Source organism: Vibrio makurazakiensis (assembly GCF_050337375.1).
GTDB classification, from domain to species: domain Bacteria; phylum Pseudomonadota; class Gammaproteobacteria; order Enterobacterales; family Vibrionaceae; genus Vibrio; species Vibrio makurazakiensis.
On sequence record NZ_JAKJSW010000160.1, the window covers coordinates 1 to 10,155 of the forward strand.

Annotated in this window: 2 protein-coding genes and 1 pseudogene; 1 reads left to right on the plus strand and 2 read right to left on the minus strand. The window is 42.8% G+C overall.

Annotated features, from left to right (window positions below):
* A partial coding sequence (locus tag L4C33_RS15955) for a T1SS-143 repeat domain-containing protein (RefSeq protein WP_428813406.1) occupies positions 1-7,533 on the minus strand: 7,533 nt, incomplete at its 3' end.
* Positions 7,534-7,947: 414 nt separating this feature from the next.
* Here L4C33_RS15955 and L4C33_RS15960 point away from each other — a divergent pair.
* The gene (locus L4C33_RS15960; RefSeq protein ID WP_428813407.1) at positions 7,948-9,795 is read left to right on the plus strand and encodes a M3 family metallopeptidase; all 1,848 of its coding nucleotides are present in this window, start codon (positions 7,948-7,950) and stop codon (positions 9,793-9,795) included.
* A 130-nt stretch (positions 9,796-9,925) separates the two neighbouring features.
* Here the strand turns inward: L4C33_RS15960 and L4C33_RS15965 are convergent.
* Positions 9,926-10,155 (minus strand): annotated as a pseudogene (locus L4C33_RS15965) (MBL fold metallo-hydrolase); the annotation flags it as partial.

Below are 10,155 nucleotides of genomic sequence, written 5' to 3' on the forward strand. Positions count from 1 at the left end.
GTAATGCTCCGGAGGCGTCAGTTGAATATCACTAAGTCGACTAGGGTCAGTAACTGTCCAGGTACCATCGTTATTATTTATCAGTAATCCGGTGTCTGTTGGCACTTCTGATAAAGAGCCTTCATTGGATACAGTCACCGTTAGTGAGTTTACCGTCTCTTTACCTGTTGCGCTGGTGCCTTCCCCGGTGATCGTTTGACCACTTTCAACACTGTCTCCCAAAATTAATTCAAGGTTGAGATCCGTTGCGGTGTCTTCTTGAATCGTGGTTGTATCTAAACTAACTGAAATGTTATCGACAACGGGCACGACTTGAATGCTGATCGTTTGGTCCGTTGTAACGCTATCTCCATTACATGGCGAGGTTTCTATTGTTTGGATAGTAAAGTCGATACAGCCGGCGAAGTCTTCATCTAAGCCGGTGATTTTTAAGTTTGCAAGACCCGCTGCGGTAATGGAATAGCCGACAATCTCTCCGGCAGCATCATATTCTGCGATAACACCTGTGCCATTGATCTCTACGCCATCAGGCAACGAGCTCGCAGGGATATAGAATGAAAGTTCATTACCATCATCACTCGCAACGTCAGGATTGAGCAGACCGCTGAGATCGATATCTTCACCTTCTGGTGACTTTATTTCGCCATTCGTTTGAATATCATCAGGAGGGCCAACAGGGTCACAGCCCCCACCTCCGCCACCTGAATGGCCGGTAATTTGAATAGGGAATGTAGTATTGATGTATTTCGCATCTTCGCCATCAATCACTCGCGCACGCACGACAATGTCCAAGACTGGAGTATCTGTTGGGCTGGAGATCGTCATCCCATCTAAGATTAGTGTGGCGGTTTCTGCAAAATTATCACTTGTTAATCCGTTAGCTGAAATAATCCAATTACCAGAACTGTCTTGTGCGGCACCATTTGGGTGATTAACGATAAGAGAGTAGCCATCAGGAATATCAATCAGAATGTAGTCTAAGTACTCCGACCCATCTAAATCTGCGTCTACAAATTTTACAGCGGTAGAAACATCAACAGGTGAGCCATCATCACTCACATACAGCTCATTTGAACCTTCCAATCGCGTATCTAATTCCACTCTTGCATCAACCACAACGCTGATATTACCGCTAATATCTTTAGTGGTCACCGCGCCCGTTTCAGAGGTATCGGTGACTTCATAAGTGATCGGTATTGTGAATGACCCACTCAAATCTTCAGTCGCAGAAACTGAAAGTCTACCGCTGCTTAAAAGGTCAGATAGCGTTGGGGTTGTGGCATTAAGTAGCGTTTCAAGGTCGAGTCCACCAGCAGGGACTGCCGTTTCGTTTCCATCAACGAACAAGGTAAGATCCGCCGGTAAGCTGTCAATGACATACCCCGTTAAGCTTTCACTTCCATCCATGTCTTGGTTTACAGTTACTTGTAAGTTCAACCCGATTTGAGCGTCTTCGATACCTTGCGTGGTCACAACCTGACCATCATTTTGGTCAACAACAGGATCTAACGTGATTTCCACTGTCATAGGGAACTCACCAGAGTCTCCATCGGGCTCAGTGGAAATTGCAATAACAGAAAGTTCCATTTTCCCACTAAAGTCAGAAATCGGCTTTAAGTAAAGGTCATTGAGCTGCGCATTTGAAACCTGAATAACGGGGCCTGTCACGGGGTCGACGCCTGCTATGGTCAAGGATACCGGATTACCAGAAGAGCCAACTAAAAGAACACCTTTGGGTAGATTAGTTAAAAGCAGGTTTATCTCTTCAGACAGGTCATCATCGGTTGTCTGAACAACAAAATCGAGCCTAATAAGCCCGTCTTCATTTAAGATAGATTGGTTACTAATAATCTTCGTTGCGCTGTCGTATTGCCAGTGTTGGTTTCCACCATCAACAACTGTCGGCTCATCAACGACACCTTTAAGATGAATATTAATGATTTCGGTCTGGCTTTCTGCCGTTGGGTTAACCGGTTCAAGTCCATCAATCGTCGATTCAGTTGCAATTGCGGTTACGTTAATCGAGAGGCTCTCAGTGAATGAGCTGATATCTTCTTTCGGAATCAAATACGCACTTCCGTTAGATATAGCTTCAGCAGAAACAAGGTAGGTATTCGGCCCTAACAACGTAAATGACCCACCTTGAATCGCCCACCCTTCTGGTACTTCGATTCGATAGTTCAATGTTTCGGAATCATCGGTATCGTTAAGTGAACCCGATATTACGTCACCTAAATAAATCACCTCGTCTTCTAAGCCTTTGTAATCTTTCACCGACAAGTTGGGTTTATCCGCATCAGGCGATACTTCAACGGTCACCGTATGATCAGTGGAAGCCGTTTTGTCATTTGGATCGGCAAAGCTATTGCCCGATTCTGTCGCTATCGCTGTTATTACAAACTCAAATTTCCCTGCCACATTAGAGTCAGAAGTGATTTCCATCTTATCTAACTGTTCTTGTGTGTAGGCTTTTCCTTCTTTAACGGCGTTACCATTGATCGTGATATTCAAACCTGCAGGAATACCACTGATACTGTATGACAAGCTTTCTGATTTATCTTGATCAACTAACAAAGCATCGATATCAAGCTTCACAGGTGTTGAACTATCTTCAACGGTTTGGTATTCGAATACTGAGCCTGACCAATCTGGTACATCAGCAACAGGTAAAACCGATACTGGTAATGTTGCCGTTAATTCTTTGTCATCGGTGTTCGTTGAAATAATGGCGGTAATCGCTAACACAACGGTGCTGGTTGTGTTTGATTCATGAAGGGCCGGCTTGTAGGTTAACACCCCTGAAGGGCTAACAAACTGTCCTACCGTAATCAAATTAGTACTATCGATCGTGACTTTGCCATCGACAACGTCAAGCAGAGTGCCATTTAAGTACAGGCTGCCTCCGAGGAGCGACTCAGCACTGATTTGAATTGCAGTTACTTCTTCACTTTGGTCTACATCTCCAGTGGTCACAGAGATGACAAGCACCGCATCATTGTCTTCGGTAGTTTCTGCATCAGTTACACGAATGAAACCTTCGTTGTCATCCAGTGTCAATGTGGCTTCGTTAGTGACTTCATCGCCATCAAAATCTTGTACCACGTAGGTAATCAAGTCTTCTAGTTTCGGATCCAGAGGGTCAGTCGCGACATTAGGTTCTGTCGTCAAAGTATAACTACCATCAGATGACAAAATAAATGTGCCATATGGTTTATTACTATCATAAGTATTAATGAGAGTGATTGAGATAGGATCGCCATCAACACCGAACGTATAGGTGGTCGACTGATATTCAAAGCTAACAATCTTTGCTCCATCAGCACCTGAAAATTCATCGTATAAGAATGTTCCCGTTAATGAATCGCCTTCGACCATCTCAACAGACGCATCTCTTCTTTCAGGAACAGCATCAGTGACATTCACAGTAAAGGTAGTCGGCAAGGAACTATCACCATCCGCATCCGTAGCAATAAGCTCAAAGTTTAACGCGAGGTTATTTTTACCGTTTGCATCGGCGTGATCTAGAGGAGCGAATAAGTCGAAATCCGTAGTGCCATCAAGATTAAATCGAATTCTGAAGACGTTATCATCCGTTGCCGTTGTCGCGTAATACCACCCATTACTATCAACGTTCGCTAAGGTTACCGAAGATCCACCACTGCTATAATTCAAACCATTAAAAGTGGCAATGTTCAAAGACAAACTGACGATATCATCTGAACCTTGGATCACTTCGACCGATGGCGACGAGGTTTCTACGCCTTCTTCTTCATTGTCATTAAGCAGTCCATCCTCATCGACCTGAATCGTTCCGATAGCGGAGATTTCAGGTAATGTACCATCGTATATCTTGATATTGGATTCTTGTGTATCTCGTGAGCCATCAGAGTCGATAGTGACGATAGAGGCAGGAATAGTCAGTTCAGTATCCTTCGCCCCAGTACCATTAGCCGCTGAGCCATGGTCCACTGAGCGATACAATTCGATCAATACATCAACGGCATCTGTGCTATCAGCTGCGAGGGCGAAATCTTCTGGTAACTTGATCCTAAAGACAATATCACCACTGCTTAATACCGCATCAAAACTGCCATCGCCATTGTCACGCCAAACTAATGCTTCTCCATTATGAGTAACAGCATCACCATCACCATCCAAAACCGCTTGGTTAGTCTCAACATCTAAACCTAGGTAAACAATTGGGTCATTCGCTGAAGTAATTGCAAGGCTAACTGTCGCGGTAGAACTCACACCCGAAGGAGTCCCGGTAGCGACAGGAACTTCCGTTAATTCTACGGTACCACTCCCGATTGATGGCTCTCCACCATCAGTAATAGATACGTCCAACGATAATTTAGTCTTATCTCGGTCTGCATCTCTCGCGGTCAAAATAAATGGTATYTGGTCTGTACCGTTAGTCTGGTCTAACCCTTTATGCAGCGTGAATACGTAGTTTACATCGGTATCAGCACTGCCATTTGGCTGAGCAAATGACAACGTGAATGCAACATTAGCGTTATCTACACTACCAACATAACCAGTCAGTAAATTTCCGTCAGGGGAAATAGTATAGATAATCTGGACACCGCCACTGAATAACACCGGCTGATCTGATACATCGAAATAAAGTGTATCTATATAGTCACTGCCAACATTGACGTGAAAAGTTCCACTGCCTACGTCTGGATCCCCATCGTTTAGAGCTGACTCATCAACGGATGCGCTCGTCACGTTTGTTAGAACAGGATCTGCACCATCCTTAATCGTCCATTCAAACTCTCCAGAGATAAGAGGAGTACCATCAGAATCCATACCATTAATGTACAAAGGTAACSTAATTGAGTCTTTGGCTAGCGGGTGATTCAGTGGACGATTCAGTACCATTTGAATATTAGCAATCACATCGCTGCCACTAACAGTACCGCCAAGACTAAGGGTGAATACATCTAGTGCTCCTGCTTTCGCAGTGATCACTTTTCCATCAGCACTTAATGTATAACTAATATCGAACAACGAATTATTCGTCGTCAACCCAAGACCTTCTAGCCTAGTTAAGGTATTTAAACTAAAGAATAATGAATCCGCATCAGGATTATCAGACCCTCCTCTTACAGTAAATTGACCATCCACTGTTTGAATCCCTAAAGTAACATCGTCTTCAATCGTTGTTATTTTATCGTCAACAATCTGTCCTGCATCACCATCAAAAATATCAATAGTAGCGGTACCATTACCGAAGTCATTGCTGATATCTCCCGCAACATAGTTAAACGTCACTGTATGCTCTGTAGAATGATCTAAGTTGCGATTGGCAACAAAGTTCCAGTGCCCATTTGCGAATACCGTCAGTACTCCGTCTGTCGTTGTAAAAGTAACAGGGGAACTACCTGTAATCACCTTAGTAACATTGTCTACTTCAACACTTTTGACGGTTAGAAGCGTATCTAAATCAATATCATTATTTAGAATATTTCCTGACGATACTTCCCCTTCTATCATCTCGTACGATTCATTGAAAATAAGAGGATCGGAATCTGTTACTACAATAGGTAAGTGACCAATAACAAGCTCAGTCGTACCATCAGCATCGGTTTGCAACCCTTCAATCAGTATCGCCGTCTGCAATGCGTCTAGACCAGCTTCTTGGTCTACAGCTTGATAAAATGTAATGGTGACGACTCCACCAGAAATTGAAGCATCAAAGACTTTTACATTGTCACTTCTTGTCGCTGTTAGGCTTTGCCCATTACCTGATACCACGACAGAGATAGATAAAGTTTGAGAGGTAATATTTTCGGCAAAAGACTGGTCGGCATGAAATGAAAAATCAGCAAAATCGATTCGAATGTCAGACGTTTGTTCCTGATTACCAAAAATACCAACGACATTCTCAGAAAAGGTGACAGCCTCTGGCAATATAATTGTAGGCATGTCGTCTGTTGCTTGGTTACCAGCGGTATTAAATACGTTAGCGTTAACTGTCCATTCATTGGTTAAATCTAACCCACTAACATCGATATTCTCTACAGTCCAGTTACCACCTGCCGCAACTGTACCTGTAAAAGTCAGTGTCTGAACGCCATCACTGACCTCTATATAAACAGGAAGCCCTTGAGCCACATCAGTGGTACCTTGCATTGTGGTGAGAATTCCACCACGAAAAGCTAAAATGTTAAATCCATCAAGCGTATCGATATCAATAACGGGCTCGACGGTATCAATAACAACGGTACCTGAAGTATTCGTCGAAATAGCGGGGTTGCCTGCAATATCTATCGTTTCCGCTTCAATGATAATGGCACCATCAGCAAACCCCGTTAGGTTAACCCCTTCAACTGACCAACCGCCATCAACCACTGTCGTTACCAGGTCAATTGTATTATTACTACTATCGGTCAGTGTGATGTTAATGGTTTGCCCATCTTCAACATTGTTCACGACACCAAAAAAACGAGCTGATTGAAGCTCAAAGCTATTTAGGGTGTTGTCACCACCGTCATCCACATTCGTCGTTATAAATGCAAGCGTATCTTTAACTATCGTATCCGTTGCAGTCGCAGGGTTGCCCGCAATATCAACAACCGTCGCAATCACAGTTAAATCGCCTTCAGCAAAAGCAGAATAATCTTGGTTATCCAGTAGCCACTGACCACCTTGCATAACCGTAGTGTAAGTTTGAGTGAGGCCATCAGTATCAGTTATGGATATTTCAACTACCTGCCCTTCTTCAACATGAGTGACAGTACCAACTAATTTACCCGCAGAGACTTCGAACTGATTATAGAATTCATCACCAAACCCATCAAAATCGACTTCCTGCTCGGCTAAGGTATCTTTTATTGTGTCATCTTTGGCAGAAACGCTATTTCCTATACTGTCGGAGACCACAGCGCCTACTTTCAAATCACCTTCTGATAGTGAAGATAAATCAACACCACTAACACTGTAGGTTTCATCTGACACGACAGCTGTTGTGGTAACGACCTTTCCATCAAGATCCGTTATTGTAATAGAGACAATACGCCCATCTCTAACACCTACAGCCTCACCCACGATAGTAACTGAAGGGGCTTCAAATCGGTTTTCGTAACCATCTCCTCCATCAAGGATATCGACGGTTAGCTGAGCATTGGGATTGAGAACATCGAGTAAGCTCGTTTCTGAACGAACTTCTTGCTCTGGAATGTCTCGAGGTCGAGTGTCATATCCAGCATCTGCGAGAGTCTCTTGTAAAGTCGCCTGTACATATGAAATATAAGATGCACTACTGCTGGAAAGGTCTGAGGTATTGGATGACTGTGGGGTCGTATTTCGAAAGTTGGACGCTAGCTGTTCAACGACTTGTTCAAGCTGTTGTTCGACTTCATTAATCTGCTCTTGAGTTAATGGTTGGTCGAGAAGAGATTCAGCTTTCATTGTGATGACTTGAACATTGTCTTGAGCTGCATCACTAGGTGACAATTGCTGCCAAGTTCCATTGGGTAGAACTTGCCAAACAACTCCACCAATTTCGATATATAAGATAGGTTCCATCCATTACCACCTGATTCTCATTTCGCCTAATGATTTAAGGCATTTACAACATATGAAAGCTTTCACAGCATCTCAAGCATTTACGCCATAACTAGGCTGCAAACAGCCTCGTTCCTATAGGAGCTAACATCCGCCCTTAGGATATATAGCCAATGCAAAAACTTAGCCAGTCATAATGCAACAAAATAWTTACATTAATACTTGTCATGTTTAATGATAAGTTGCAAAGAAAAAAGCTAAAATTAACAATTTCTTACCATGAATGATTGTAGGTGGTTATAACTCGCAACATTACAATCAAGGAGTAAATAATCATTTACAAATAGTTAAAAACCAAACCATTACGAGTTGAATGAAGTAAATGCCATTTGTGGCATAATCAAATGTACATCAAGACCATTTATAGGGATCAAAATGTCTGCAACCACCTTCCTAAATCAATTGAACCAACGCTATCTCTCAATCCATAGAAATAAAGAAGACTTCTTCTGGGAAACCTACATGGGTATTAGCGAAGATCATGAAGGTTCAACCCAAGCGCAAACTCAATGGAACGACTTTCTCAGTGCCTCAAGTCAAATCAAAGAGATCAAAGCACAACTCGAACACGCGACTTCTATTCTAGACGCTGACGAACGAGAGAAAACGATCACTGGTCTAACTGGGTGGTTAGCAACTTTTCAGGCTCATGCCATTGAATCTGAACACTCACAGCAGCTTAAAGCGGACTTAATTAAGTTTGAAGCAAAGCTCTTCGAGATGAAACAAAACCATGTCATGACTTATGTCGATGAAAATGGTCAACAAGTTGAAGGCTCACTGCCAGTGCTAGGCGCTGCAGTACGCACTAATGAAAACGAAAGTGTTCGACAATCGGCTCACCAAGCATTCTTAGATCTTGAGCAATGGTTACTTGGTAACGGGTTTATTGAGCTAATAAAACGTCGTAATGAATTCGCGCAGTCTCTGGGTTACAAAACGTTCTTCGATTATTCCATTGTTAAAACTGAACAGATGACGACAGAACAACTGTTTACTATTTTAGACGACTTTGAGTTGAGAACTCGAATAAGTCATCAGCAAAGTTTAAATAACCTTGCCGAAGAAAAAGGGAGTGCCTCACTCGCTGGTCATAACTTCATTTTTTCTTTCGCTGGCGATGTGATGCGTGATTTAGATCCTTACGTTCCATTTTCTAAATCACTACGACGCTGGGTAGAATCTTTTGGACGTTTGAATATTGATTACTCCCAAGCTGAGTTAACGCTAGATCTTCTAGATCGCAAAGGCAAATACCCGAATGGTTTCTGCCATGGTCCTATCCCATCGTTTTATGACCAAGATACGTGGATAGCGGCAAAAGTTAACTTCACAAGTAATGCTAAGCCCGATCAGATTGGCAGTGGCTACGACGGTATCAACACTTTATTTCATGAGGGTGGACATGCCGCTCATTTCGCGAACGTTAAAATGAACGCACCGTGTTTTTCTCAGGAGTTTGCACCTACTTCAATGGCGTATGCTGAAACTCAATCCATGTTTTGTGACAGCTTATTGAATGATGCGGATTGGCTTAAACAATATGCGCTAAATGACCGAGGTGAAGCGGTTCCTGACCAAATAATCAAAGCGATTATCGACAGCAAGCAGCCGTTCAAAGCATACGAGGAAAGAAGTATTCTTGTCGTGCCATATTTTGAGCGAGCATTGTATGAACTGAGCAATGACGAACTTACGCCAGAACGTATTACTCAATTAGCACGTGATACAGAAAAACGTATCCTAGGCTTAGAATGTAGCCCTCGCCCACTAATGGCAATTCCTCACTTACTATCTGATGAAGCTGCTTGTGCTTACCAAGGTTACCTATTGGCGCATATGGCGGTTTACCAAACTCGCGCTTATTTCACTGAGAAATTTGGCTATTTAACAGATAACCCAGAAATTGGGCCTTTGCTTGCAGAGCACTATTGGTTTAAGGGAAATAGCGTCAATCACAATGGTACGATTGAAGTACTTACTGGTGAAGGGTTTAACGCTAAATACTTGGCGGACGAGTGTAACCTATCAACGGAACAGGCTTGGACAATCGAACAACAAAAGATCAAAGCATTAGATTCGCGAACTCGTTCTAATGTTGCGCCATTAAATGCAAAAATTGTAGTTGTCGATGGTAGCAAAGAACTCGCATCTAACCACAGCTCAAACAGCGACATGTGTGATAAGTTTGAACGCTATATCGCAGATGTTTACGGTTGCTAAAGCTCTTTGTATTCCAGTACTTTTTGAATTCAAGTTCTGACAAAAACTGCGCCTTCTAACCGAATAAAGCCCGCTATATCAGCGGGCTTTATTATTTACTCTATCTATTCGTTTCCTACTGTTTAGAAAACTAAAGATGAACGCTTGGTAACTCACTGGTGAGATTGTAGCGCAGTGCTGGGTTAATCAATTTCGGTTCTGCTAACTGCTCATCCCGCCCTTCTCTTCGTTCGACGAACTCAGCTTCAGAGGTCTGATCTTGCATAAAGCTATTGTCATGCTTCTCTTCACCAATAGTTGTCATGTGAATCAGTCCATCGGCTGTTTTAGGGTAGTTATGACATAGATAAACTTTGGTTT